Source organism: Halogranum rubrum (genome assembly GCF_900114455.1).
Classification (GTDB): domain Archaea; phylum Halobacteriota; class Halobacteria; order Halobacteriales; family Haloferacaceae; genus Halogranum; species Halogranum rubrum.
On record NZ_FOTC01000009.1, the window covers coordinates 90,029 to 116,395 of the forward strand.

The window sequence follows — 26,367 nt, forward strand, 5'->3', positions numbered from 1 at the left end:
ACACGAAATTCACTCGATTTTACACGAACTGTCGGCGACGAAAACACCATTCACAGCACCCATATTGCGCACGAACGGCAGAAGAAAAATCTCGACGACGAGGTGAAATACGTGGTTCGAGTTACTTACTCTGCGTGCGACATCGGCAGTAACAATCATCGCCGACAGCCGTTCGTTGGAGAAAATGTGACCACCGAGACGGCTGTCCACCGTTGCTCAGACGGAACACTGTCCAACTATTGGGGGCGAACGCGCATCGTTCGTCCCATCTACACGACTTGTACTCTGTGTTACGCACGCGCGCGGAGCGTGGACACGAACTGTCGTCGTCGCCGCCGACCTGTCGACGCCGGCAGCGACGTTCTCGCAACCGCCGGACGAACACGAAAACGGTCCGAGACGGACGCTACGGGGCTTCAAAGCACTCTCGGACGGACATTCTTTACTGGCAGTGAGAAGGTCATGAGTAATCTTTATAATGATTCACCATATTGTTTACCGGTAGGGCACGACCTCGGATAAATAAGGTTGGCCAACGGAGAACATTCAGATGGTAGACACATACGTCGGTTCGATCGACCAGGGGACGACAGGGACACGCTTCATGGTCTTCGACCACAGTGGCCAGGTCGTCGCAAACGCGTACAAGAAACACGAACAAATCTATCCGAACCCCGGTTGGGTCGAACACGACCCCATCGAGATTTGGGAGAACACGAAGGAAGTCGTGCAGGAGGGTCTCGAAGAGGGGGGTATCGACGCCAGCCAACTCGAAGCGATTGGTATCACGAATCAGCGTGAGACGACCATCGTGTGGGACAAAGAGACGGGGAAGCCGGTACACAACGCGCTCGTCTGGCAGGACCGCCGGACGACCGACCGTGTCGAAGAACTGCAAGACGAGGACAAAGTCGAGTGGATTCGCGAGAAGACGGGACTCGAAGCCGACGCCTACTTCTCGGCGACGAAGACCGAGTGGATTCTCGACAACGCCGAACCGCTCAAGCTCCAGAGCTCTCGCGGCGACAGCCTGCGAAGTCGCGCCGAAGACGGCGAACTTCTCATGGGAACGGTCGACGCGTGGCTCATCTACAACCTGACCGGGAACCACATCACGGACGTCACCAACGCGTCGCGGACGATGCTCTACAACATCCGTGACATGGAGTGGGACGACGAACTCCTCGAAGAGTTCGGCGTGTCGAAGGAGATGGTTCCGGAAGTCCGTCCGTCTTCGGACGAAGACTTCTACGGCCACACCGACGCCGACGGTTTCCTGGGCGAAGAAGTGCCCGTCGCCGGTGCGCTGGGTGACCAGCAGGCCGCACTCTTCGGGCAGACCTGTTTCGACAAGGGCGACGCCAAGAACACCTACGGTACCGGTTCGTTCTATCTGATGAACACCGGCAACGAGGCGGTCAAGTCCGACCACGGACTCCTGACCACCATCGGCTTCCAGATGTCGGGCGAACCCGTCCAGTACGCTCTCGAAGGCTCCATCTTCATCACGGGTGCCGCCATCGAGTGGCTCGAAGACGTCGACCTCATCAATAACGCCGCACAGACGGCGGAACTCGCTAGTTCCGTCGATTCGACCGACGGCGTCTACATGGTCCCGGCGTTCACCGGTCTGGGTGCACCGCACTGGGACGGCCGTGCACGCGGTACCATCGTCGGCATGACGCGTGGGACGCGAAAAGAGCACATCGTCCGGGCGACGCTGGAGTCAATCGCCTACCAGACGCGCGACGTCGCCGACGCGATGGAGGCCGACTCCGGCGTCGAAATGACGTCGCTCCGCGTCGACGGCGGCGCGGTCAAGAACAACTTCCTCTGTCAACTCCAGTCGGACATCATCCAGACCGACATCGCTCGTCCGGAAGTCGACGAGACGACCGCACTCGGTTCGGCCTACGCCGCCGGACTCGCCGTCGGCTACTGGGACACCGTCGACGAACTCCGCGACAACTGGCAGATCGACCGCGAGTTCTCCCCCGAGCGCAGTTCCGAAGAAGTCGACAAGCTGTACGACCGCTGGCACGACGCGGTCGAGCGCTCGCTCAACTGGGCACAGGAGGAGTAGTGAATGTACGAACTGGCTCTGCAAATCCCGCTCATCAACATGGAGGTGGAGGCGTTCGTCCTACTCCTCATCACCGCGCTCGCTGGCGGCGCGTTCGGTGCCGCAGTCGGTGCACTTCCGGGGTTCATCCTCACGGGATTCGTCGTCTTCCTCGGTGAAGGCATCGCAATCTTAGAGCGGAACCTCGGCGGTGTCGAGGGCATCCCTGCCGGTGAAATCGCGACCGGAATCACGGGCGTCATCGGGTTCGGTGCCATCACCGGTCCACACATCGTCTTCGCCGGCGGTGTCGCCGCGTCCGCCTACGCTGGCAAGAAGTATCCCGAGATGGGCTCTACCGAGGGCTACCACTTCGGGAAGGACATCACCTACGCGTTCGGGACGAAGCCGGACATTCTCGCCGTCGGTGCGGCGTTCGGTGTGCTCGGCGTGCTGCTCAATCAGGTCGCCATCGGCTTCGGAATGCCGTTCGACACTATCGCGATGGCGGTGTTCGTCTCTGCGCTCATCGCCCGTCTCGTGTTCAGCTACCCGCTCATCGGCAGTCCGGCCGGAAGTGGCTACCTCGACATGTCTCCCTTCGAGCGCGGTGAAGAGCGCACGGAGACCGACGGCGGCGTCGAGCGCGTTCGCCCCGCGACCGAACCGTGGCTCCCCCACCAGTACAAGTGGCCCGGCGTCACCGTCATCGGTCTCGTCGGTGGCATCCTCGGTGCCTACATCTGGATTCAGACGGGGAGTTTCTTCCTCGGCTACGGTCTGTCGGCCATCAGTCTGCTCTTCCTCAACCTCGGGGTCGAGAAGATTCCGGTGACACACCACATCACGCTGCTCGGGTCGAGCGGTGCAGCAATCGGCGCGGCCATCGGTGGTCCCGTCGTCGCTCTGCTCGTCGGTGGGGTCTTCGGCCTGCTCAGCGGCCTCTTCGGTGAGGTCACGCAGCGGGTCTTCTACTCCCACTCGGGGACCCACGTCGACCCGCCTGCGATGGCGATCTTCGTCATGACGATCCTCATCGGCGTGCTCTACCTGGCGGGGATCCTGCCCAACTCGGCGTATCTCGGCCTCTAACTCGCTCGACCGAAGAGCGATTTTATTTTCGCATACGAGCAACACACCAACATACACCTGCAGCTACACTATGGACATCGAAGCGCGAATCAAACGACGACGCCGCCGTGATGGCGAACCTCGATTGATTCTGGAGTACGAGTCGCTCTCACCGGTCACGCACATCAGCGAACCGGTCGACCGCGGGCCGGTCCTAGAGCGACTGCTCGACTATCTCGACCCCGTCTTCGACGGTAACCTCCCACCGAACGCCTACGTGTACGGTCCGAAAGGGTCGGGGAAGTCGGCCGTCGTTACCGCGCTGTTCAGCCACCTCACGCGCCTCCTGGCCGAGCGTAACGCGGCAATATACACGACGACGCGCGCACAGTCAGCGATTTCACCAGCGTTCGTCTACGTCGACGCCAGAGAGACGACGAGCGAGTTCGCGTTCTACCACGCGGTACTGGACGCACTCGTCGAGGAGTCCGTCCCCGAACACGGTATCGGGACGGAGACGCTCAAGTCGCGACTTCACCAGTCACTCGGTGGCTCTCGAACCGGCGTCGTCGTCGCAATCGACCATCTCGGCGAACCCGGCAACATCACCGAAGCCGAGTTCGTCGACCTGTTTGCGGGGCTTCCGAGCAACGTCAGTTGGCTAGCTATCGGCCGGGCGCTTCCCTCCGAGACGGTGTTGACCGAGTACACCGCCGAGTCCATCCAGGTCGAACCGTACCAGCGGCAGATGCTCGTCGACGTGTTGATGACACGGGCCTCGGTCGGTCTCGCCCAACAGGGACTCGACCACAGAGCGGCCAGAACCATCGCCGAGTGGGCCGACGGCGACGCTCACGACGCCCTCGCCGCGCTGTTCGGAGCGGCGGAGACGGCGACTGCCGCCGGTCACGACAGTATCGACACGGCTGACCTCGATGCGGGCATCGACGCCGTTCCTCGACCCAGCGTCTCACTCGGCCGCGTCCTCGCACTCCCGGCGAATCGCCAGCGAGTGCTTCGACGGCTCTTGGAACTGAACGACGACGAGCGGAGTTCGGTGCAAGAAGCCAGCGAACACATCTCACAGACGGTCGACCTCTCGTCGACGACGGTCAAACGAATCCTCTACGAACTGGCCGAGAGCGGCATCACTCGCCGCGTCACCATCGAAGAAGCCGAAGGGAAAGGCCGCCCACCGAGTCGACTCGAACCCCGGTTTCCGACCGTCGTGTTCAAACGCCTGTTCGAACTGAACGGCGGCCGCGAGTAGCGTAATCGACTCCAATCGACTCCAACCGACCGTAGTCGGCCGCAACCAGACGAGTAAAGTCGGCGTCTTTCGTCTCCCCTCCATGGAACGAATCGTCACTGTCGTCCCGGAAGCAGGTCTTCACGCTCGTCCCGCCGCGAAGTTCGTCGAGACTGCGGGCGAGTACGACGCCGAAGTCACCATCGCCCCCGTCGACGGCGACCAAGACCCGGTGAAGGCGAGCAGCATGCTGGCCGTGACGGGGATGAACGTCCCCTCGGGGACGGAGGTCCGACTCGTCGCCGAGGGCGACGACGCCGAAGCGGCCCTCGACGCCTTAGAGGAGATTCTCACGACACCCGAAGACGACGAGTAACTGTTCTCGCGACGCTTTCGAACTCGCTCACCACTGCCACGACGCATCGAAGAGTGCGACCAGTGTCAACCCGAGGTACGTGCCGAGCGTGTGAATGGCGAGCTGTGTCGCGATATCCGCCGTCGTCTCGATACCCCGCAAGTGAAACACGAACGCGTCGGCAAGCACCAAGACGAGTACGATTGAGAGACAGAACAGCAATCGTCTCGCGCTGAAGAGCGGACTCTTTCGGACGAATCTGCGGACGCCGTCGATGTCGCTGCTCACGTTACTTCGCTGTTATCTCTTTTCGGTGATAACTATTGGGCGGTGGTTTCGACGACGTCGAAGCGCACCCCTCTGTGAGCCACTGTTATGTTTCACACACTCGAAGCGCGACGTATGCGACTCGCCCTCCACCTCTCACTCGCACTCCTCCTCGCCTGCGCCGGATGCAGCGCCGCACCCGGCGTCGGGCCGAGTGAATCGACGATGACTCAGCAACCGACGGCGACGCCCGCCGCCCCACCCGCCGGACTCTCGATGGAGCGGGTCACCGACGCACGTTCGCTCACCGAGAGTCACAGTTCGGTGCTCGACGACGCCTCGTACACTGTCGACCTTCGACGGGTCGTTCGATACGAGAACGGCACGGTCCTTTCGCGGACGAACGTGACGCACCGCGTCGGTGCGAACGGACGCGCGTGGTACCAGACCCGCGCTGATGGGACGCGCCCGCTGTTCCTCGGGGGTTCGACCGGGGGTGTCGAACACTGGGAGAACGAGAGCGTCTCCGTCTCGAAGGTGACGCAGGACGGCGACAGCGTGTACCGACGCGGACTCCACCGGGGTCGTCCGGCGTCGTTCAGCACCGTCTACTCCATCTCGAGTTCGTTCGACCTGACGACCACGGGTCGGACTGGCGGCGGTGCAGAGACGCGCTACCACCTCACATCGGCCGAGCCGACCGAGACACGAGCGTTCGGCATCGGCCGTGAACCCGCCCGAAACGCCACACTCACCGCCGCCGTCGACGGTGACGGGGTACTCAGACACTACGAACTCCGGTACAAGACGGTGTTCCGAAACGAGACGCTTCAGGTCACGCAGACGATGCGCGTCAGCGATATCGGCGAGACGACGGTGCCGCGACCCGAGTGGGTCGACACGGCGCTCGACGAGACGAGAGACAGGGTGCGCTGACGGGGAAACCGTCAGTTCGACTCAGTTCAGCTTTCGGTACTCACGCGCGTCTTCGGCCGCTTCGACCACCGACTCCAGGGTCGCCTTCGACCCGGCGGCGTTGACGGCGGCGTTCAGCGTCCCTTCCAGAATCGGCGCGTCGGCGATACGGACGTCGTCGTCCTCCGCCTCCAGCATCTCGATGGCGAGTTCGGTGTTCATCACCGCGCTGCCGAGGTCCACGAGGACGACGACGCCGTCGTCGTCGCGGGCCTGCTCGATAGCGTCCTGAATCCGGGGGGCGCTCGTCCCGATACTGCCGTCTTCGTCGCCACCGGCGGCGACGATTTCGGCCTCCGCGCTCCCCATCTCGGCGGCGACGTCGCAGATGCCTTCGGCGGCCTTCGCGCTGTGGGAGACGACGACGAGTCCGACCATTATTCGGCCTCCCGTTCGACGGCCTCGGGTGACGTCGCGTCGACGTCTGTCTCACCTTCGAGATGCTCGCTCGCGACGTCCAGCAGTTCCTCCATGATGAACAGCGTGCTCGTCGCGCCGGGGTCTTGATGGCCGACGGAGCGCCAGTCGAGATAGGAGGCACGGCCCTTCTTCGCCTTCAGGGGAACGGTGAAGTTGACACCGCGTTCGGCGGCGTCGACGGCCTTCGCCAGTGCGGTCAGCGGCGGTAGGTCGTCCTGCTCGATAGACTTCTTGAACGTGTGGACAGCGGGAGTGAGCGCGTCGACCATCGTCTTCGAACCAATCTGTGCGTCGCCGCGGTCCTGTACCTTATCGAGGTAGGCTTCGGCGAAGGCGACGCTGGTCTCGGCGGTGATGCCGCCTTCCAACTCTTGGCTGGCGAACATGATAGAGCCACCGTAGAGCGGCCCGGACGCGCCGCCGACTTCGGAGATGAGCGTCGTACCGACCGTCTTGACGACGTCGTCGATGTCACCGTCTAACTCGTCGGTCTTCTCGGCGACCGCGCCGAATCCACGACTCATGTTCGCGCCGTGGTCGGCGTCGCCGATCGCCGAGTCGAGGTCGGTGAGGTACGACTTCTCCGCCGAGAGGCGCTCGGCGACGGCGTCGATGGCGGCCAAAACCGCTTCTCGCTGTGTCTCCGTATCTGCCATACGCTACAGGTGTCGTGAAAAGTGAAAGCGTTTGTGTCCCGCGGCGACGCGTCAGCGCACCAGCGTGTCAACGTATCAGCGTTTCAGTGCGAGTGTGTCGGCCGGGGCGTCGAGGAGTTCTTTCAACTCGTCGTCGACGGCGCAGACGGTGACCGAACAGCCCATCATGTCCAGCGAGGTCATGTAGTCGCCGACCCACGCGTCGTGGACCTGTAGGTCGTGGTCGTCCATGAGTTCTTGCAGACGCTTGTTCACGACGAACAGTTCCATCTCGGGCGTGCCGCCCATCCCGTTGACGATGGTGACGACTTCCTGGCCCGAATCGAGGTCGAGGTCGTCGAGCACTTTCTCCGTCAGATGCTCGGTGATCTCGTCGGCGCTCATCATGTCCGCACGCTGGGTGCCGGGTTCACCGTGAATCCCGATACCGAGTTCTAACTCGTCCTCGCCGAGGTCGAACGTCGGTTCACCCTTCTCCGGGGTGACACAGGAGGTGAGCGCCATCCCCATCGTGCCGACGTTGTCGACGACTTTCTCGGCGACGCGCTTGACCTCGGCCAACTCCGCGCCTTCGGCCGCCTTCGCGCCAGCGACTTTGTGGACGAGAATCGTCCCGCAGACCCCGCGTCGACCGGAGGTGTAGAGCGAGTCCTCGACGGCGACGTCGTCGTTGACGACGACCTGTTCGACCTCGACGTCGTCCATCGCGGCCATCTCACCGGCCGTCTCGAAGTTCATCACGTCGCCCTCGTAGTTCTTGACGACACAGAGGACGCCTTCGCCCGCGTCGCAGGCTTTGACCATCTCGTTCAACTGGTCTGCCGTCGGCGAGGTGAAGACCTGTCCTGCGGCCGCGCCGTCGAGCATCCCGTCGCCGATGTAGCCCGCGTGTGTCGGTTCGTGGCCGCTCCCCCCGCCGGAGACGACACCAACCTTTCCGTCGACCGGTGCATCTGCGCGTACGAGGACTTCGTACCCGTCGAGACGGCGGAGTCGGTCGGGGTAGGCAGCGACCATCCCGTCGAGCATCTCGTCGACCACGTCTGCCGGGTCGTTGATGAGTTTCTTCATGGTTCGTGATACACCTAGACGTGCCGACGCAAAAGCGTTTGTAGAGCGGTGTGTCGGATCGGCTGACACTCGCTCGGGCAGGGGAATCGAACGGTCGTCGTCGACGAGTCCGAGAGGCCACCCGATTTACGTGCTCGCCCGCGAAGGGTCGGCCATGACGCCACCACTCGCACTCGACATCGACGGGACGCTGACGACGCCGGACGGAACCATCGACCCTCGCGTGTTCGACGTCCTCCCGTCGTGGGACGCCCCAGTCGTCTTAGCGACCGGGAAATCCTTCCCGTACCCGGTCACGCTCTGTCACTACATCGGCATCCCCGAGACTGTCGTCGCCGAGAACGGCGGCGTCGTCCTCGCCGACGAACAGGTGTCGTACACCGGCGACCGTGAGAAGGCGGTAGCCGTCGCCGAAGAGTTCGAGTCGCGCGGCGGTGACCTCGGATGGGGGGCCGCCGACACGACCAACCGCTGGCGAGAGACCGAAATCGCCGTCCACATCGACAGCGACGAAGAACTGCTCCGCAAGGTGGCCGCCGAGTACGACATGGAAGTCGTCGACACGGGGTACGCTTACCACGTCAAGACGCCCGGTGTCGAGAAAGGCGTCGGGTTGAAAGAAGTTGCAGACATCCTCGGTGTCGACGCCGAGTCGTTCGTCGCCGTCGGCGACAGCGAAAACGACGTCTCGACGTTCCACGTCGCCGCCGAATCCTACGCCGTCGCCAACGCCGACGACCGGGCGCGCGCCGCCGCCGACGTCGTTCTCGACGAGGGGTACATGGACGGGACGCTGTCGGTGCTGGAGGAGATTGCGGACCGGTAGCCAAACTCGATTCTCACGTTTCGGTCGATTCGGTCGGCGGCGGCCGCCCGTGGCCGGGGACGGTCCACACACCCAGCGTCTCGCCGCTCTCGGCGTCGACGACTGTCGTCTCGGGCGTCCCCGTCGTCTTCGTCACCTTCCAGACGTATACCGGGCGGTCCGACGGCGGGACGTCGAGTCGCTCGGGAATTTGCGTCCCCGACGCCCCCGGTGAGTCGTCGACGAAGATACCCGGAACGACGTCACCGTCGGGGACAGCCGACCCGACTGTTCCATCGGTGTCCGCTCGGTGCCACACGCCCTCGGCGTCGACGTAGTACAGACGCAGGTCGTACGCGTCGGGGTCTCCACCCGTCTCGGCGAGTGTGGCCCGGAGGTCACTTCGAGAGACGAGTCGCGTCTCGGCCGACGAGAGATGGACCGTCGACTCGTCGGCTTGTGTCGTCACTCTCTGGCCCACATCCGGACCACTGCCCGACGGACTCCCCGCGAGACACCCGCTCAGTACCACCAGCAGTTGGAGCACGGCGAGCACCGCGGTCAGACGCATAGCCTAACTACACGCCGGAGCGGCAAGTAGCTTCGAACACGCTCACCGCCCCCGCTACTCTTCGTCGGTCACGACGTCGTCGCGCCACTGTGCGAACGGTTCGAAGCTGTCTCTCTCGTCGAATCGTTCGAGACAGGGAACGTCGTACGGGTGCACGTCGACGACTCGCTCTGTGAGCGCGTCGTACCGCTCGTCTGTCGTCTTCGCGAGCAACACTACCTCTTCGTCCTCCTGAATCGCTCCCTCCCAGCGATAGACCGAGTCGCAGGCGACACGGTTGACGCACGCGGCGAGACGTTCCTCGACCAGCGTTCGGGCGATGTGTTCGGCTGCCGTCGGTGGCGCGGTGATGTACACTGTGACCATGCAGGCTGCTCACGCCGAGTGTGATTTATCGTTTCGGGGGGCGGTTATCCAGATGGCTATCTGGATAGACGTTCGGATATCTGTGTAGAAATACAGAGCGCGTCGGTGTATCGTCCGGTCACTCGCTGCGTCGACCGCTCAGGCGTCGGCCTGTTCGCCGCCATCGATCGCTTCGAACGGGAGGAACGTCCCGTCGATGTCCCACTCGTGGATGCAGTAGGGACTTCCCGTCGCTCGCTCGCCGTCGATGGTCACGACGCGCCAACTGTCGTCGGTCCAGCGTTCCTGTCGTCCGCATCGCTCACAGTTCCGCTCGGTCGGTTTCCTGAGTCGAACATCGTCCATACCCGTGTCAGTGTTTCCCGAGGGATATAACCGTGACTTCATCGGCCGATTTCACTCGGCGAGTGTGTCGAGCGGTGCACGAAGAATCAACTCTTCGTGGTCGTTGCCGTCGAACGCTTCGGTTCGCCGACCGACCACCTCGAACCCGTGTGACTCGTAGAACCCTCGTCCAACCGCATTGTTCGCGAAGACGAGCGCCGAGAGGAACTCGTGGCCCGCGTCGGTGTCGAGGTCCGCGACGACCCGGTGGAGTAACTGCGTCCCAACACCGCTTCCCCAGTACGACTCGCGAGCGTAGAGACGGGTGAGCGTCGGTCGCGTCCCGTCGCTCGCGACGACGGCGTGGGCGAAGGCGACTATGTCGTCGCTCTCCGGCCTCTCTTCGTCGACGGCGACGACGAACGCACCCTCCTCGACCTGTTCGCGGAGGTCCACCGGGTCGTACCAGGCGTCGACCGTCTCGTCGATGGTGACCGTCGAGAGGAAGTCGCCGTAGGCGGCGTGCCACGATTCGCGGGCGACCGCCGCGATAACGCCAGTGTCGGCCGGCCGGGCAGGACGGAGGTGGAGGTGCATATCCGTCCCTGGAGTCCGGTGAGCAAAGTACTGTTGTCTCCGTAATCCTCGTCGCCGACAGCGGTCGAACGAGAGACGAAGGTCGACGTTTTTGCACTCGCCGCCCCAAGCGACGCTATGGGCTTTCACACCTTCGACATCGACCGCGCGGCCAACCTCGACGACCCGGGTCGCTACCGCTTCTGCTCGCGTGAGGAACTGCTCTCACTTCTCGACCCCGACTCGACGATGGTCGTCGCCGACCTCGGCAGCGGGACGGGCTTTTACACCGACGACGTCGCACCCTACGTCGACACCTGCTACGCCGTCGACGTCCAATCGGAGATGCACGACCTGTATCGAGAAAAGGGCCTCCCGGAGACGGTCGAGACGGTCACCGCCGACGTGTCGGACCTGCCGTTCGACGACGACGCACTCGACGCCGCCTTCTCGACGATGACCTACCACGAGTACGCGAGCGACGAGTCGCTCGCCGAACTCGCTCGGGTCCTCCGTCCCGGTGGTCGTCTCGTCACCGTCGACTGGAGCGCAGACGGCGAAGGGAACGACGGCCCACCGCGCGAAGAACGGTTCTCGCTCGGAGACGCCGTCTCGGCACTCGCCGACGCCGGGTTCACCGTCGCCCGTGCCGAGACTCGTCGGGAGACGTTTGTCTGTGTCGCACGGCGCGGCGAGTGACTGAACGACCAGTCTTAGCAGTAAATCCGGTCTGGATTGTCTGCTTGTTCACTTTTCGGCGAACGTTCTCGTCGAACGTCTCTTAGGTGCTTATATCTGTGTAAGGTGTTTCAGGCGAACGCTTATCTCTCGCTATTCGTGAACTCGGGACATGGTACTACACAACACGGAACTCGACCCGTACAGCCCCGAAGAGCGGTACTACGAGTGTCTCTCTTGTGGAACCCGACGGACGAGCACAGAACACGTCGCGGCCTGTGCAGAGTGTGATGGAGAGGTCCGAAACATCGCCGTCGCTCGCGAATAGCGCCGTAGAAAACGAAGTTCGCTCGTCTCAGTACTCGATGTCGGCCGCGGTGTAGCGGTCGACGACGAGCACGAGCGCCGCACCGACGACGCCCGCGGCGAAGAAGATGCCGACGAGTTCTGCCGTCCAGAGACTGTAGTCGACGACGTCGCCGCCGCCGAGATGTCGCGTCGCCTCGCTGACCGGCGCGCGGAGCGCACCGAGGATGAGGCTGACGAGGAACGCGAGCGTCGCCTCGCGGTAGTGTTCGAGCGCCCACTTGACCGCGTGGGCGATAGTGAACAGGCCGACGACGGCCCCCGAGATGAACGCGACGACGACGGTGCCGTCCGCGACGAGCGACGACACCGACGCCTGTCCGAGAGCGACGTTGAGGAGGCCATCGGTGAACTCCTTCAGCGTCGTCACCATGAACTCGTACTTCCCGAGGATGAGCAAGAGCAGCGACCCCGAGATACCGGGGAGAATCATCGCACTCACGGCGACTGCGCCCGCGAGGACGACGAAGACGAGGCTATCGTCGAGTGCAGCAGAAGCGGGTCCGGAGACGAAGAACGCGAGTGCGAACCCGGTGACTGCGGCGGCGATGCGCTTCGGCGTGTCGAGTTCGACCTCGGTGTAGAGGACGATAGCCGACGCCAGGATGAGACCGGAGAAGAACCCGAAGGTGAGGACGGGCACCTCCTCGATGGCCCACTCCAGCGCGCGCGTCATGGCGATGACGGCGGACATGATACCCGCACCGAGCACGAGCAGGAACACGCCGTCCATCTCGATGAACGCGTCGTAGGCTTCCCGCTGGTGACCCGGGCGAACGCCGCCGAGGATGGTCAAGATGCGGTCGACGTCGATGCCGGTGACCGCGCCGATGAGGCGCTCGTAGATGCCCGTGATGAGTGCGATGGTCCCTCCCGAGACGCCGGGGACGGCGTCTGCAGAGCCCATACAGAGGCCCTTGAGGTAGACCGCCAGCCACGAGCGGAAGTCAGTCGACATCAGTTGTGTGTGGCAGCGAGCGGTTCGGAGACGAGCACGCCGACCGAGTCGGCCGTCGACGATGCCGACAGCGACTCGGTAGTGTTGGCAGACGCGTTCGTCGCGGTGTCGTTGCCTTCACTCGTCGTGGCCGTGGCGTCGTCGGACGCCGTCTCGTTCGTCGTCGCGTTCTGGTTCTGGTTCTGGTTGCCGAGCACCTGCTCTTCGAGTTGGACCTGCGCGGCGGCGTCGTCCTCGCCGAGCACCTGTGCCTCGGTGACGTCCGCCGACCCGCTGTAGGCGACGATAGAGCCGTTGTCGGCGGCGGTCAGTCCGGTGCTGAACGAGTACGAACTGTTCGCACGGACGCTGACGTTGGTGTGGCCGTTGTCCGGGCCGAACTCGTCGTAGCCGGTCGTTGAGTACGGGACCGTCATCGTGAACTCGCCGTCCTCGTTCGTCTCTGCCTGCTGGGTGTAGACGAACGTGGAGTCCTGCGAGGGGACGTTCATCTGGACGCGAGCGGTCACCGTCGCGTTCGCCGGTGCACCGCTTCCTTCGACGGTGGCACCGTCGACGCGTTCGAACGTCTTGACCCACGCCGGACCGGACCCTTGTTGGGTCGCAGCACTGGACTCACTGGCCTTCACGAGTCGGTAGTGTTCGAGTGCGGGCACGCGCTCCGACGGGATGTTGCCGAGGCCGCCGACCTGTGCCGTGCCGTCTTCGGCGACGAACTGGCGGGCGGCGCTCATGTTCTGGAACTGCTTGACGGCGCTCTCGTTACCCGAGGGCAGTGTCCGAATGTTGAGCGACTCGCCCGTGTTCGGGTTCGTCACCGTCTGCATCTCGTAGTCGAGGACGATTGGCTGCGGACTCACGGAACTACCGTGGTACTGGTACAGCCTGACCATCATGCTGTCGTAGTAGCGCTGCTCGTTGACTGTCGAGACGCCCTGATAGCCCTGCTGTTGATTGCCCTGATACAGGGTGTAGTAGAAGTCGCTCTGTGAGACGTTGTCGGCGTCGTAGAAGACGATGGGTGCGCCGAACTTCTGTCCCGGCGTCGCCATCTGGTAGTCGACCATCACGTAGCGGGTCTGGTTACCCTCGTCCGCTTGCTGGTCGTCCATGCCGGTCAGGACGTCCTGTGCGTCACCCTCACTCGGTGCGAGGAGGAAGTTCGCGGCAGTGTTCGCACCCTGCTGGAACGGGTTGGCGTTCGGGATACGTTCACCTTGGACCGTAATCCAGTGACCGTAGTCCCACCACGACATGACGCCGTACGCGCCTTCGGGGTAGTCGTGGTTACCCTGTCCTTCCTGATACGTGCCGTAGTAGTCCAACTGCTGGGCGTTTCCGGCACCGCCGTAGTTGCCCTCGGCGGGCGTGTTGTTCTGCATCCAGGTGAGACTGTCGTCCCACTGCGTAATTGCGCCCGGACCGTGGTTCTGCGAGCGCTCCCACGCGGCACCGCTCGCGGCACCGAGTCCGGCCAGCGGTGCGAAGACGACGAGGAGGATGGCGGCGAGCGTCATGACCTGCCAGCCACCGATGCCGGAGTCGCCGGACCGGTCCGTGACCGACCCGAGGTCGAGTGCTTGGACCGTCTCTGCGACCAGGAAGCCGGTCAGGACGGCGACGACGACGGCGAGGTAGTAGTTGAATCGAATCTGCGTGAACGCCGCGGCGGTGATGAACGCCGCCCAGACGACGACGAACAACTGCTCGGCGTCGTATCGCGCCAATAGCGTCGCACCCACGATGAGTGCCGTCACGATGACGAGGCCGAGCAGTTGCGACGTCACCGGAATGTTCCCGAACGCACCGTCGAGGGGTTCGGCGACGGCGCTGAGAAGACCCGGCGCGAGGAAGATGAGTGCGATGACGGCGAAACTGATGCCGACGTAGGCGTACTCACGCGTCTCACCCTTGCGGAGCAGCGGGCGGATGAGAATCGAGGCGACGGCGACGATGCCGAGGAACAGCGTCAGGCCGTACTCGCGGAGAATCTGGTCCGTCGCCGACGCGCCGCCGAGGAGCGCCGGGTCGAGGAACGGTCGCGCTTCGGCGATGGTCCGCGTCTGCGCGCCGGCGTTGAAGCCGACGGTTCGGAGGAGGTTCGTCCGAATCGTCCCGAACGCGTCGGGCGCGACGACGGCGAGTGCGCCGAGACCGACGAGGATGAGCCCGAAGATTGCGACGGGGAACAGCGTCAGCGAGAGGTCACGTGACTCCCACTGTCGGGCGAGGAAGGCGACGAAGACGCTGCCGAGTGCGACGGCGAACGCGAGTCCCGGTTGGATGAGCGAGAAGCGCGTCGCCGTGAAGCCGATGGTGTCGACTTGGAGGAGCATGAGCAGACCGGTGACGGTCATCGACACCGCGCCCGCGAAGGCGATGTGTTCGGGACTGCCGCCGTTGACCGTGTCGCTCACCTGCTTGAGGACGATGAACCCGCCGACGACACCGACGAGGAGGACGCCCGGCGGCCACACCCACATGTAGAGGGCGGTGGCGACACCGGCGAGGGCGCCCCAGAGGAGGGGCGTTCGGAGAGCGTCGAGGTCACGGTCGGAGACGAGTTCCCAGACGGGTTTCTCGCGCTCTGCGATGCCGAACGCGACGAGGAGGGCGAAGACGGCGAACGCCTGAAACAGCGGCTCGACCCCGTTGTGGTCGGCGACGCCGACGAGCGTTCGCTGGAGGAACGTGCCGGGGAGCAGCATCAAGACGACGGCGCTGACGACGCCGGCGAGTCGGCCGCCGAGACGCTTGCCGATGAGGTAGACCGGAATCGCGGTCAGCGCACCGAAGACGGCTGGTGCGACGAGGAGGGTCTTCGCGACGAGCGCCTCACTCGGACTGCCGAGACCGACGATCAGTGCGACTGTCGCGACCAGTTGGTCGTACAGCGTCCCGAACTGTCCCGTACTCGTCCCGAACGGGAAGTAGGTCCACGGGTCGAACGGGATAGTGCTCGGCCAGTTCCGGACGGTGTACTGGACTTCTCGAAGGTGATACCACGCGTCGTTCCCCGAAAAGAGCACCTCGCCGTCGACGATGAATCTCCCGTAGGGGATGAGACGCACGTACAACATGACCGCCACCACGGCGAGGAGGGCGGGGACGTGATACTTCTCTCGAAGGGTGTCGACGAGCGACCCGTCCGTGTTCAGGACGGAGCGTTCGTCGGCACTCTCGCTACGCTCACTCATTGGACGAACAGACTCGAAAAAACTCCATAAGCCTTGTGAAAGCACACTGTCGTCGATTCGCCGTCTCTCCCGCTCTGACACCCAAATTCGGGCTTGTTACGCCAGACACTCCAGCGGGCGGAACGGTTCAGTCAGGTCCGCTCAGGCTCACTCGTCGAGACAGAACAGTGCCCGTCCTCGCTCCGAGAGTGCCTCGCGGTCTACAGCAACATCGTACTCGGCCTCCAACTCGGCGAGCGGCTTTCGAGCGTCGGCGATGAGTCCCTCGACGGTTCCGCGCCGCTCCAAGCCCGGCGGCGTCTCGAAGCGCGGCAACTCGCGCGCCGCGCGGTACGCCAGCGGGTACGTTACGAGGTCGTAGAGACTCTTGGCCACTCGACCAACGGGACCGCGCTCCTCTTCGAGGATGTGGTACCGCGGATGGCTCACGCTCCACGCGAGACACGAGAGGAAGTCGATGCCAACCTGCGCGTCGGCGACCTTGCCGCTCCAGTCGCGCCGGAGGTGGTCTCGAAACGACTTCTCGTAGCCGATCTGCTCGCGAATCTGGTCGTGTTCCAGCCACAGGACGGCCCGCGCGGCGAACAGTCGTCGCCACAGGTCGCGGTCCTCGGAACTGGCGAGGTTTCGGTACGGAATCGCCTGATACAGCGACTTCGGAGCCATGTTGATACCCGTCCCCGAGAGCAGGAACTCGCGGTCGATACCGGCCTCGAAGTCGTGGTAGATGGAGACGAAGTCCTCGATGACTGGTTCGTACTCGTCGTCGACGTCCAACTGCGTGAGGACGTACTCGCCCTCGCACTCCTCGATAGACCGTTGGCGGTCCGCGCCCAGTCGGCGCTCGGGGTCGGGGTCGAGCGTGAACACGCGAAATCGGTCGTCTTCGGCTTCGAGACGGCGGAGTTCGATACCCGTCCCGTCTGTCGACCCGCCGTCGACGACGACGAACTCGAAGTCGTCGCCGACTTGGTCGAGCATGCTTCGGAGGGAGGGGACGACTGTCTCGACCATGTTGTAGCTACAGATTGCGATGCTGTACCGCGGCATGAGTGATGAAGACTGTCGGCGCGGTGATAAACGGGTCGGGTTCTCTGTTACGACGACCGATTGATCGAGCGTTCTGGCGCGTGGCTTCGCGTCGCTCGTCGGCGCGAGACACGCACGCGAGGGATAGAGCACCGGAAGGAACGAAGTGACTGAGGAGCGGAATCGGCTGGGGAGGACGTGGCTGTTGCGGGTGGGACTGAAAGGGGACGCGCTATCGACGAAGGCAGACGACGCAAGCACCGCAGGAACGAGCGTAGCGAGTGACGAGGAGCACAGCGAGTCTCCCGAGTCGATAGCGCGTGGGCTTTCGAGGGGTTCAAGAATTCACTACTGAGAGCAGTTGAAGCGACAAAACAACCGACTCACTCCGCGTAGCCCAAGTCCCGCAACCGCTGACGCGTCGAGTCGTCGACGTCGTCGACGTCTGTTCCGGACTCACGAACTCCAGCGTCCGAAAACCGCCCAAAGACCTCACCGACTCGCCCACCATCACCTCGTTCGCGCACGTACGACGTGTGCGAGTCGAGCACTCGAACGCCCACTGACTCGTCTTCCCAGTCGGCGTACTTCGACACCGCGCCGTCGACGTCTCCTTCTCTCTCCGCCTCGAACACTGCCCGCATCTCGCCGCGGAACTGCCAGAGTTCGTCGGCGTCACAGTACTCCCGCGCGAGTTTCATGTTCGGTTCGGTCAACCCAGCAGAGGAGGACACAATCGGCCCCTCGGCGAACCCTCCTTGAGCATCCTCGCCATCTCCATCCAGCACCGCGCGGACGACGTCGGGGAAGTTGGTCAACGACGCAGGCTCTGACACTACTTCACCTTCGCGCTGTCCCGGATGCTTCACGACCAGCGGGACGTGCAACTGCGACTCGTGGATTCCTTCGACGTGGCCGACCAACCGCGTCCCTTTCAGCCGCGACACCTCACCGAAGCCCTCGCCGTGGTCGCTCGTGACCACGAGCAGGGTGTCGTCCAACTCGCCGCGGCGTTCGAGCACGTCGACGATGCGGCGCAACTGGGCGTCCATCTGGTGGATAGCCCCGTCGTAGAGCGCCTCGAACGCCCGGCACTGCCACCACGGGGCGTCGCCAGCGTGGAACGACCAGACGTGTTTCTCCAAGTCGGCCTGAATCTTCTTCAGACGCTTGCCACCCCACCGGTCGTGTTCCGGCGCGGGTTCGTAGGGCGCGTGGCCGTCCATGAGGTTGATGCAGGCCGCCCACTGCTCGTCTCGCTCGCTTTGCCAGTCGACGAACCGGTCGACGTAGGCGCTCGCCGGGGCCGACGCCATCAGCCAATCGGGAACGAGATTTGGGTAGTCCCACGCGAGTTTCGTCCCCACGCCGTTCAGGAGCGACTTCACCGGATGGTCGCCGTCCAGACAGCGTCTGACGTACTCGGCGTACTGGCCCTGTCCCTCGGCGGCCGTGAACTCCGTCGGGTTCGCCGCTTCCGGGAAGAGAACGTTCTGCGCGCCAGATACCTCGTCGAAGCCAGCGTCGAGACCCACGTCCATTATCGTCAGCCACGGGTTCTCCGAGAAGACGGCCGTCTCGTAGCCCGATTCCTGTAGCTCCTCGAAAATCGTGTTCCCGGCAGCCAGTCTGTGTTTCGGCTCCGTCACGCCGTGTTCGGCGACGTGCAGACCGGTGAAGATGCTCGTGTGACTCGGTAGACTCCACGACCCGGGCGAGCGCGCCTGCTCGTACCGCGTCGCCGACGCGGCAAAGTCGTCGAGGAACGGCGTCGTCTCGTTCGCGTGGCCGTGCAGGGAGGTGTTGCTCGCGCGGACGCTGTCGAGGACGACGAGTAGGACGTTCGGATTCATCGGACGCTTCGCACTCCTCGAACTCATACGTAGCCCAGGTCTGCCAGTCGGTCTTCCAGGTCGTCGGCGTCCGAGTCCGTCGTCGACTGGGTTTCACCGGTACTGATGGTCCGACGCTCGCCGACGTCTTTGACGGCCCACGGCACCTCTACCAACTCCTTGCTCCGAATCCCCTTCGGGTGGCCGTACACCCGCAGGGGAAGCGGAAACGTCCGCTCGCCGAGCATGTTGCCGTGGTCGCTCGTGACCGCGACGCGACCTTCGACGTCGTCCAGCAGGTCCTCGACGGCGTCGAGTGCGAGCGTCAGATTGTCGCCGTAAGCCTGCCAGACGTCGTCTTTCGAGACGCGGCCCATCCACAGCGCGTCCCACGGGGTGTAGGGACGCTGGCGTTCGGTCGTGTGGTCGGGTTCGATTCGTTCCCCCGCACCCCCGTGCGTCTCACCTTCTATCTGCCACCCGGCAAAGGAGAGTTCGTGCTCGCCGATGAAGGGGTGGTGTGGCTGCATGAAGTGGACGATGACGCGCTTCTCGGGGTACTCCTCGTGGGCGCGTTTTGCGGCGTCGACGACAGCCTCCGGGGGAACGGTCTTGCGCTCCTCGTCGAAGTCCTCCAGCCAACACTCGACGAGTTCGTGGAAGGCGTCACCCGCCTCGCGGGAGACGTAGGGGTTCGAGGTGACGTAGACGGTGTCGCCGAAGTCGCCGCCAGCGAAGTTCTGCCGGACCCACTCGCGGGTCGTACTGCCGCGACTGGTCACCGTCCGGTAGTCGTCGTACTCGGTCAGCGGTGCTCGTTCGGCGAACAGGTCGGCACGACACGCGTCGAGGACGACGAGCGTGTCCCAGTCTTCGTCCATGACGCGGACCGACCCGTGTCGGGTCGGGTAGACGTTCGTGTGAAACGGGCCGACGAGGAACTCGAAGACGCGTTCGCGCCACCAAAACGGGTCGTCGTAGCTCTCTCGCAGGCCGTCGAGGACGTAGGAGGCGGTGTCTGTCAGACCCATCGAGACCCACTCATTGTCCTACAGGCTTCGAGGAGAAGGTAAAAGTCTTCTATCTCTGACTCATCGCCGACGGCTGAGCGGCGACCGGAGTTCCCACGCCGACCACCGGAACTCGGCGACGGCCCAGACGAAGGTAACGAAACCCATCCCGACGACGGTCAGCACGTCGCGGAAGCCGACCCACGCGGGCATGATGAAGACCACACCGTTGACGATGAGACTCGGGACGAGTCCCTGAATGAGGTTCCACAACTGCCGCGAGGGGTTGGTGTGGCGTTGCTCCTCTTCGCCGGTCGACTCGACGGCCGCCGTGTCGCCGCGAGAGTCGAGGCCGAGTCGCTGGGCGCTCTCGCCGCCCTCGCTCTCGTCGGGCGTACTCAGACGCTCCGCCTCGTAGGGCGTGTCGATGCCGACGCTCCAGACGACGTCGCCCGCGCGGTCGATTTCGACGACGCGGTTGCCGTTCGAGTCCGTGATCAGGGTGTGGCCGTTCGGCATCCGGTCGGCGTCGCGCGGCCACTGGAGTTCGCTGTCGGCCCACGCCCACGACGCGTTCCACCCGTCGTCGGTACGCTGGTACTCGATGACCCGCCCGTTCTCCGAGTCAGCGACGAGAACGGCCGGACCGCCCTCGGACTCGGGGATGTAGTCGGGATTGTGCTGTTCGTACAGGACGTCGTGGTCGTTCTCGCTGCCGAGCGTCCAGTTCTCCTGTAGTCCCTGCTCGGGATGGAGGAACGCGACTTGGTCTTGGTTCCGGAGACCGACCATGATGCGCCCGTCGTCCAGTCGCTCGACGTCGTTCATGTGCGTCCAGTCGTCGGGGTAGAAGCCGCCGCCCTTGATGGGGTAGTCGGCCTGCGCGTCCCACGCGAGGTCCTGCATTCCCGTCGTCGTGTTGACGACGAAGACGCGGTCCTCGGCGATGTCGGCGACGAGCAGGCGGTCGGGGCCCAGTCGGTCGACGTCGTGCCAGTCTTTGTGCGTCACGCGCTCGTAGACGTGCGTCGTCTCGCCCGTCGAGACGTTGACGCGGACGACGGCGTTGAGGATACACTCCTCTCGGGCGGCCTCGATGGGACACTCCGCGCTCGGGAGGTTCCGCGAAGCGACGTACTCCACCGTCCGAGTAGTCCCGGGAACCGGGTCGACGTCGAAGAACTTCCGGAAGGAGTCGTTGTAGTACGCGACGGTTCCGTTCGGGTTGAACGCAGCGAGTTCGGCTTGGCTCCCCGGACGCGAGGAGGTGGTGACGACGGTCATCCCGTCGCGTTCGGCGGCGACCTGTGTCCGCTCGTCCGCCGGGAGCGACGCCTGTCGAGCGAGTTCCGCCTCGCCACCTCGGGCGGTCGAACTCAGATAGCCGTTGAGGAGAAAGCCCGACGAGACGATGAGGAGTGCCACGAAGACGAAGCGATAGGTGCGCTTGGAGGGCATCTACCCAACAGTTCGACCACTGCTAGTTGTAAATTCTGGTTGCCGAGATAGTGTCCATCCCGCGTCCGACCGCTCCCGGCGAACGAACCATATAACACCACGGGCGGGCGACTCCTGAGTAATGACCGACACCATCGCGGTCCTCGCGCTCGACGCGGCGGACGTGCGCCTCGCCCGCGAGTGGGACTGCACGAACCTCCTCCTCGACGACCACGCGAAACTGGAGACGTACGCCCACACGCTCGACTTCCCGCGGACGATGGAGGTCTGGCCTACCGTCGCCACCGGCCTCGGACCCGACGAACACGGCGTCGTCGGCGACGCCAACGAGTGGGACAACCCGGCGCTCCGCGCCGCAAGCAAGGTGACGCAGTATCTCCCGCGCGAGGTTCGCTCGACGCTCGGCCGCCCGTTCCAACGTGCCGGGCAGGAACGCTCGATGGCCCAAACCGACGCGAGCCATCTGTTCGACGAGGGTGTCGTCCGCTACTGGCCCGGCATCACCCCCGCCGACCACGTCCGCGAGGCGTGGCGACTGATGGCGATGGCCAGCGGCGGTGACGTCACGGAAGAGCAGTTAAAACGCGAACTCGTCGGCTTCGCGGGCGAGGAGTTGGGGTGGCTCTCCGTCGCCAGCGAGTGGGACGTCCCCATCGCGGGCGTCCACTCCCACGTCGTCGACATCATGGGCCACACCTACGCGAACCGCGAGGGACGGTTGAAGGAGACCTACGAGTGGATAGACCGGGAAGTCGGCTACCTCCGAGAGCGCGTCGACCGACTCGTCATCCTCTCGGACCACGGGATGCAGGTCGGTTGGCTCGACGACGCGGACCCCGGAACGCACAGTTTCGAGGCGCTCGTCTCGGCCGAGGGCGTCGACGGCCCGCTTCCGAACTCCGTCTACGACGTACGCGAGTGGCTCGAAGCGCACGTCGACGAGACAGCGACTGTGGACGACACCGCCGCCTCCTCCGATACGCCGGTCCAGCATCTCAAAGACCTCGGCTACATGGAGTAGCGGTCGAACAGAGAGGGACGGTCTCGCTCAGTTCGACCAGGTGGCGCTCGACGGAATCACGACGTCTCCGTTCTCTCGGAGCAGATACTCGTACCCGGCGTTGGGGTTATCCGGATTCGAGAACTGCTTCACCGTCGTCAGTTCGCCCAACTTGAGCGTCGCCGTCGTACTCGTGACGTTCTCGACACCGACGATTTCGTAGGCACCGTTTCGTTCGTCGACCGCGTCGGCGTACACCCACGACCCGACGACCCCTTCCAACAGTTGGCTGTCGACGGCCCCGTTCGTCACTCGAATCTGCAGTTCGTTGTCGAGCGAGAGACTCCGAGTGAAGTCCTCGACGACGCCTTCGATTCGAGACCGCTGTTCGAGCAGTGTCTCACCGGCGACGGTGAGTGTCGACCCGTCCAGCAGGTAGGCGTGTTCGTGGTTCCCACTGGCGTCCACGGAGTACACCGCGAACGCACCGTCGAACGTGAAGACACCGTCGACAGTGTGCTCGGTCGACTCACCCGCATGTCCCGGCGCACTGGCGACGTAGTCGGTTCGACCGTTCGTCAGTGTGACGCGCACCGCCCGAGCAGTCGGGTCGTCGCTCGTCACCGGGACCGCAGTCACCGACTCGACGAACCGCTCGCCGTCGTACGCTTCGATGACCGACTGGAACGTCGAACTGCCGCCGAGTACGCGTCGGTGTGCGACGAGATACTTGAACGTCTCCGGGTTGTTCCATCGTTGTGGTGGGTCGCCACTTGCGAGTACGACGTCGTCGCAGGCCGTGAGCATCGTCAACCGTAGCTTCACGTCTTCGGCGTTGTCCGACCGCGTGTCCCAGTGGTCTCGAACGTCCCACTCGACGCCGAACTGCGCACTCGGGTCGGTGTCGCGTTCCACGTCGTACAGATAGTTGAACCCGTTTCCGACGGCGTCGTTGTACGCGGTATCTTCGCCGTGTCCGGGTTTGGGCACGTCTATCCCCGCGTAGGTTCCTTCGGACTGCTCCGTGAGCGAGAGGCCGGTCATCGTGACCGTCCGCGTCTCGCCGAACTCGGAGTCGAGAAACTCCAGTTGTGCGCCGTCGAGAGTGAACCCGTCGAAGAAGAGTTCACCAGTCTGTCCCTCCCCGAGCGCACCGAAGATGCCGACCATCTGTTCAGTTTCGCTCGGGAGTTGGTACGACCCAGTCGCGTGGACGTTTCCGCCCGTTGGCGACTGAAGCGAGATGTCGACGGTCGAGCCGCGTACCGAGACGTCGAGGGCGTACCACGTGTCTTTCTCCCAATCCGCCATGGAGTCGTAGCTCACCCACTCGTCGTCTTCCGGATAGTAGAGTCCGATTCGGGGGTCCTGTCCGCTCCCGTGGTTGCCGACGCCCGCACAGACGTGTCTACCGGTCGAATCTCGGCCCAGATACACCGCTTGGGCGTGTTGCCAGTAGTCGTAGGTCCCCGTCGGGGCGGCGTTGACGTACACGCGGACGTCTCTGTCGGTACTCTCGGTGGCGACGGCGAGTCCGCGCCACTCGTATGAGCCCCCCGACGGGTCGTAGACGACCGTCGACCAGTCCCCCTGGTAGGCGTGCTCGCGGGAGACACCGACCCCTCCGCTCCCCTGTCTGACGACGAACTCGGAGACACCGGGGCGGAGACTGTACTCGAACTGCGTGGCGGGGCCAGCGGGACCGTGGAAGCTGAAGTGGTGGTCGTCGCCGCCGTCGACGCGGAAGAAGTCCACTACGTAGGAGTTCTCCGCGTCGACGGTGACCTGTCCGGTCGTCCGCCGGTACTGGGTGGTCTCTCGGTAGGCGTCGTTCGATTCGACGTCGAACACTTGGACACGGTCGGTGTGGTCGAACAGCGTCGGCGACCCGACGTACTGTCTGTCCTGCGTCCGCTCGTCGACGACGACTGTGTTGTGACTGATGGTGTTCGACGTCCAGTTCCACCGCTTCGGCCAGTCGCCCGTCTCTTCGGGGTAGCCGAGGTCGGGTGAGAGATTCAAGCCGTGGCCGAACAGCCCGATGTTGAGTGCGTCACGGTGACAGTGGCTGGTTCCGTATCCCGAGTCCGGCCCGTAGGCGTTCCGTCCGTAGTACGTCCAGACACCGCGTCCAGTGCCTGTTTCGGTGTCGCCCGCCCGCAGTGCAGTCAGGCCGAAGCCGGCGAGTTGTGTGCTCGCCAAATCGAGCGGCCCGGACGCCGACAGGACGCTGTCGATGTCGTCGCTGACGGCGTTCGGGTCCGGATCGAAGATGCTCCCACGCAAGCCACTGGTCGACTTCCCGTTGCGCAGGTAGATCCACTTGACCAGTTCGAGGTTCTCGTACGTCTGGTACGCGCGAACGAGGTTGTCCGGGCTGAGCATGTTCCCGAACCCTGGTTTTCCTGCACCGGCGGTGTCACCGAGTCGGGGGTTGTACTGGTCGAGATACGTCAACTGCGATTGCGTCAAGAAGGTCCGCTTGAACTGCGGCGTCTGATACAGGTCGGCGTTGCTGTACCCGGTGTACCCGTTCAGCACGTCGGCGGTCCCCTGGAGGCCACCGCTGACGATTCCGTTGTACTGGACGCTCTCTTCGTTCGCGAACCCGTCGCGGTCGAAGTCGGTGAGGAGTCGAGAGAGGACGCCCCCGCCAGTGATGTACCAGTGTCCGAACGCCGTGCCGTCGGATTCTTTCTTCAACTCTCCCGCCTTGAACAGGAAGTCGAGCGTCTCGTCCGTGTAGCCACCTTGGTCGTCTTGGACGACGGCCGACAGCGCCAGCGTCTGCTGGTGACTCCCGAAGTTCCCGCGAATCTGTGCGTTCTTGACTCCGGGGAGCATCTGCTTGACGAACCCCTCTTCGATGTTCGCACGAACCGCGTTCGTCGTGTTCTTGGCGGGTAGTCCCGGATACTGCGTGGTCTTCTGGTCCAAGAACGCCGTCAGCGTCGAGTCGACGTCGAGTGCCGGAAAAATCGCATCGTAGGCCTTCATCACCGACTTGACCCAGTACGACTCCCAGATGGACCCGATCTGTTTGCCCTGACCGGTCCCGCCGTGAGTTGGGTTCGGGAACCCGTTTCGTTCCGTGTACCCACCGTCTGTGAAGTACGTCGTGTTCTGGAGGTCCATGTCGGGATACACGTCGGCGAGGCGGTCGAGCAAGACGGCCACCGGGCGTGCGTACCGCTCGTCGTCCGTGTACAGATACGCCTTGTAGAGCGGGTCGAGCAGCGCACGAACGCCGTAGACGACGTGCCAGTGGTGTGCCCACGCGACCGGCGCCCATCTCGTCCCTGCGGGTCCGAGGTCACCGGCCTCGTCGACCCACCCTAACCCGTCGTCGACACCCCACGTCGGTCCCATCTCGGGGTGCCCCTCGTTGACGAGCAAGGAGTCGTCGGCACGAGTCGGATCGAACGCGCCCGTGTCGTCGAGGCCGCTTCGCCGATACGCCTCGAAGTCGTTCGTGGGGAGCGTGTACTCGCCGTTCGTACTCTTCCACTGTCGACCGGGTTTCGCCGCGTACGAGACGCCGGACGCGGGGTACTTGACGCTCCACTCGCTCGACCACGGGTAGTAGCCGGCCGTCCCCTCCGCGAGGTAGGCGGCACGGGGGATGTGCTGTGACCCGACGTAGTGCCAGAGGTCGTCGAGCGTGAACTGTTCGAGAATCGTCTCCGAGACGTCGACTGCCCGGTCCCGCATCGACCGAGCCCAACTGTACGCGGCGATGTTCTCGCGGGCGGCCTGTCGTTTCGCTTCGGTGTAGTAACTGGCGCGAGTCTTGCGAGGTGATTGTGCCGCCACAGAACCTGTGCCCGAAACGAGCGCGGCGAGCACGCCGCTTCCCGCGGTCTTCAAGAAGTCACGACGCACGAGCGGCGGATTCAGTGCTTCGAGGACGCGTTCGGTATCGGTGGCCGAGTCGGTGGTCTCGGGGTCACCTGACTCGGTATCGTTGGGGGCCATTGACGCATATTTAACAATCGTATAACGATAAGTGTATTGCAAAAAAGAATGTCTTCTTATCCAGAGAAATCGCGGGTGAGTGGTGACTCGTCCTCG

At 63.9% G+C, this 26,367-nt stretch carries 24 protein-coding genes; 9 read left to right on the forward strand and 15 right to left on the reverse strand.

Annotated features, from left to right (window positions below; translation table 11 throughout):
- Window positions 1-550 precede the first annotated feature (550 nt).
- The 4 genes from glpK to ptsH1 all read left to right on the forward strand — a co-directional run bounded on the left by glpK (window position 551) and on the right by ptsH1 (window position 4,758).
- Complete coding sequence (gene glpK, locus BM083_RS21155) at window positions 551-2,083, forward strand: glycerol kinase GlpK (protein ID WP_089872398.1); 1,533 nt, start codon at window positions 551-553, stop codon at window positions 2,081-2,083.
- A gap of 3 nt (window positions 2,084-2,086) precedes the next feature.
- Entirely contained in the window at window positions 2,087-3,154 is a 1,068-nt protein-coding gene (locus BM083_RS21160; protein WP_089872400.1) for a DUF7973 family transport facilitator, read from the forward strand.
- Between the two features lie 70 nt (window positions 3,155-3,224).
- Entirely contained in the window at window positions 3,225-4,403 is a 1,179-nt protein-coding gene (locus BM083_RS21165) for a Cdc6/Cdc18 family protein (protein WP_089872402.1), read from the forward strand.
- Between the two features lie 82 nt (window positions 4,404-4,485).
- Window positions 4,486-4,758: a phosphocarrier protein HPr gene (gene ptsH1 / locus BM083_RS21170; RefSeq protein ID WP_009365622.1), complete on the forward strand. Its 273-nt coding sequence runs from the start codon at window positions 4,486-4,488 to the stop codon at window positions 4,756-4,758.
- A 27-nt stretch (window positions 4,759-4,785) separates the two neighbouring features.
- Here ptsH1 and BM083_RS21175 read toward each other — a convergent pair whose 3' ends face one another.
- The gene (locus BM083_RS21175) at window positions 4,786-5,025 is read right to left on the reverse strand and encodes a hypothetical protein (RefSeq protein WP_245756963.1); all 240 of its coding nucleotides are present in this window, start codon (window positions 5,023-5,025) and stop codon (window positions 4,786-4,788) included.
- 114 nt (window positions 5,026-5,139) lie between these two features.
- Between BM083_RS21175 and BM083_RS21180 the strand changes: the two genes are divergently transcribed.
- Window positions 5,140-5,940 carry a DUF7537 family lipoprotein gene (locus BM083_RS21180; protein ID WP_089872404.1) on the forward strand — a complete coding sequence of 267 codons (801 nt, stop codon included), beginning with the start codon at window positions 5,140-5,142 and terminating at the stop codon, window positions 5,938-5,940.
- A 21-nt stretch (window positions 5,941-5,961) separates the two neighbouring features.
- Here BM083_RS21180 and dhaM read toward each other — a convergent pair whose 3' ends face one another.
- From dhaM to dhaK, 3 genes are all read right to left on the reverse strand, one after another.
- Window positions 5,962-6,357 carry a dihydroxyacetone kinase phosphoryl donor subunit DhaM gene (gene dhaM, locus BM083_RS21185; protein ID WP_089872406.1) on the reverse strand — a complete coding sequence of 132 codons (396 nt, stop codon included), beginning with the start codon at window positions 6,355-6,357 and terminating at the stop codon, window positions 5,962-5,964.
- Complete coding sequence (gene dhaL / locus BM083_RS21190) at window positions 6,357-7,055, reverse strand: dihydroxyacetone kinase subunit DhaL (protein ID WP_009365627.1); 699 nt, start codon at window positions 7,053-7,055, stop codon at window positions 6,357-6,359. Before dhaL ends, dhaM begins: the two co-directional genes overlap by 1 nt.
- A gap of 75 nt (window positions 7,056-7,130) precedes the next feature.
- Entirely contained in the window at window positions 7,131-8,126 is a 996-nt protein-coding gene (gene dhaK / locus BM083_RS21195; RefSeq protein WP_009365629.1) for a dihydroxyacetone kinase subunit DhaK, read from the reverse strand.
- Between the two features lie 154 nt (window positions 8,127-8,280).
- Here dhaK and BM083_RS21200 point away from each other — a divergent pair, with 154 nt between their 5' ends.
- Entirely contained in the window at window positions 8,281-8,952 is a 672-nt protein-coding gene (locus tag BM083_RS21200; RefSeq protein ID WP_089872408.1) for a phosphoglycolate phosphatase, read from the forward strand.
- Between the two features lie 13 nt (window positions 8,953-8,965).
- Here BM083_RS21200 and BM083_RS21205 read toward each other — a convergent pair whose 3' ends face one another.
- The 4 genes from BM083_RS21205 to BM083_RS21220 all read right to left on the reverse strand — a co-directional run bounded on the left by BM083_RS21205 (window position 8,966) and on the right by BM083_RS21220 (window position 10,789).
- Window positions 8,966-9,502, reverse strand: a complete 537-nt coding sequence (locus BM083_RS21205; RefSeq protein ID WP_089872410.1) for a hypothetical protein — start codon at window positions 9,500-9,502, stop codon at window positions 8,966-8,968.
- Window positions 9,503-9,556: 54 nt separating this feature from the next.
- Window positions 9,557-9,868 (reverse strand): divalent-cation tolerance protein CutA, encoded by a 312-nt coding sequence (cutA, locus tag BM083_RS21210; RefSeq protein ID WP_089872412.1) that lies wholly within the window; start codon window positions 9,866-9,868, stop codon window positions 9,557-9,559.
- A gap of 138 nt (window positions 9,869-10,006) precedes the next feature.
- Window positions 10,007-10,213 (reverse strand): HEWD family protein, encoded by a 207-nt coding sequence (locus BM083_RS21215; RefSeq protein WP_089872413.1) that lies wholly within the window; start codon window positions 10,211-10,213, stop codon window positions 10,007-10,009.
- A gap of 51 nt (window positions 10,214-10,264) precedes the next feature.
- On the reverse strand, window positions 10,265-10,789 hold the full coding sequence (locus BM083_RS21220; RefSeq protein WP_089872415.1) for a GNAT family N-acetyltransferase: 525 nt from the start codon (window positions 10,787-10,789) through the stop codon (window positions 10,265-10,267).
- Window positions 10,790-10,906: 117 nt separating this feature from the next.
- Here BM083_RS21220 and BM083_RS21225 point away from each other — a divergent pair, with 117 nt between their 5' ends.
- Window positions 10,907-11,467 carry a class I SAM-dependent methyltransferase gene (locus tag BM083_RS21225; RefSeq protein ID WP_089872417.1) on the forward strand — a complete coding sequence of 187 codons (561 nt, stop codon included), beginning with the start codon at window positions 10,907-10,909 and terminating at the stop codon, window positions 11,465-11,467.
- 151 nt (window positions 11,468-11,618) lie between these two features.
- Window positions 11,619-11,774: a rubrerythrin-like domain-containing protein gene (locus tag BM083_RS22985; RefSeq protein ID WP_143085789.1), complete on the forward strand. Its 156-nt coding sequence runs from the start codon at window positions 11,619-11,621 to the stop codon at window positions 11,772-11,774.
- Window positions 11,775-11,801: 27 nt separating this feature from the next.
- On the opposite strand, the gene BM083_RS21230 is transcribed toward BM083_RS22985, so the two are convergent.
- The 6 genes from BM083_RS21230 to BM083_RS21260 all read right to left on the reverse strand — a co-directional run bounded on the left by BM083_RS21230 (window position 11,802) and on the right by BM083_RS21260 (window position 21,296).
- Window positions 11,802-12,770: a DUF368 domain-containing protein gene (locus tag BM083_RS21230; protein WP_089872418.1), complete on the reverse strand. Its 969-nt coding sequence runs from the start codon at window positions 12,768-12,770 to the stop codon at window positions 11,802-11,804.
- A complete protein-coding gene (locus BM083_RS21235; protein WP_089872420.1) occupies window positions 12,770-15,967 on the reverse strand; it encodes an oligosaccharyl transferase, archaeosortase A system-associated in 3,198 nt (1,065 codons plus the stop codon). Before BM083_RS21235 ends, BM083_RS21230 begins: the two co-directional genes overlap by 1 nt.
- A 147-nt stretch (window positions 15,968-16,114) precedes the next feature.
- On the reverse strand, window positions 16,115-17,017 hold the full coding sequence (locus BM083_RS21240) for a glycosyltransferase family 2 protein (RefSeq protein WP_089872422.1): 903 nt from the start codon (window positions 17,015-17,017) through the stop codon (window positions 16,115-16,117).
- Window positions 17,018-17,379: 362 nt separating this feature from the next.
- Window positions 17,380-18,849, reverse strand: coding sequence for a sulfatase (locus BM083_RS21250; RefSeq protein ID WP_245756964.1), 1,470 nt, complete (start codon window positions 18,847-18,849; stop codon window positions 17,380-17,382).
- A 23-nt stretch (window positions 18,850-18,872) separates the two neighbouring features.
- Window positions 18,873-19,859, reverse strand: coding sequence for an alkaline phosphatase family protein (locus tag BM083_RS21255; RefSeq protein WP_089872428.1), 987 nt, complete (start codon window positions 19,857-19,859; stop codon window positions 18,873-18,875).
- A gap of 60 nt (window positions 19,860-19,919) precedes the next feature.
- The gene (locus BM083_RS21260; protein WP_089872430.1) at window positions 19,920-21,296 is read right to left on the reverse strand and encodes an arylsulfotransferase family protein; all 1,377 of its coding nucleotides are present in this window, start codon (window positions 21,294-21,296) and stop codon (window positions 19,920-19,922) included.
- 121 nt (window positions 21,297-21,417) lie between these two features.
- Between BM083_RS21260 and BM083_RS21265 the strand changes: the two genes are divergently transcribed.
- Window positions 21,418-22,317, forward strand: a complete 900-nt coding sequence (locus tag BM083_RS21265; protein WP_089872432.1) for an alkaline phosphatase family protein — start codon at window positions 21,418-21,420, stop codon at window positions 22,315-22,317.
- A 27-nt stretch (window positions 22,318-22,344) separates the two neighbouring features.
- Here BM083_RS21265 and BM083_RS21270 read toward each other — a convergent pair whose 3' ends face one another.
- A complete protein-coding gene (locus tag BM083_RS21270; protein WP_089872434.1) occupies window positions 22,345-26,271 on the reverse strand; it encodes a heparinase II/III domain-containing protein in 3,927 nt (1,308 codons plus the stop codon).
- Between the last annotated feature and the right edge of the window lie 96 nt (window positions 26,272-26,367).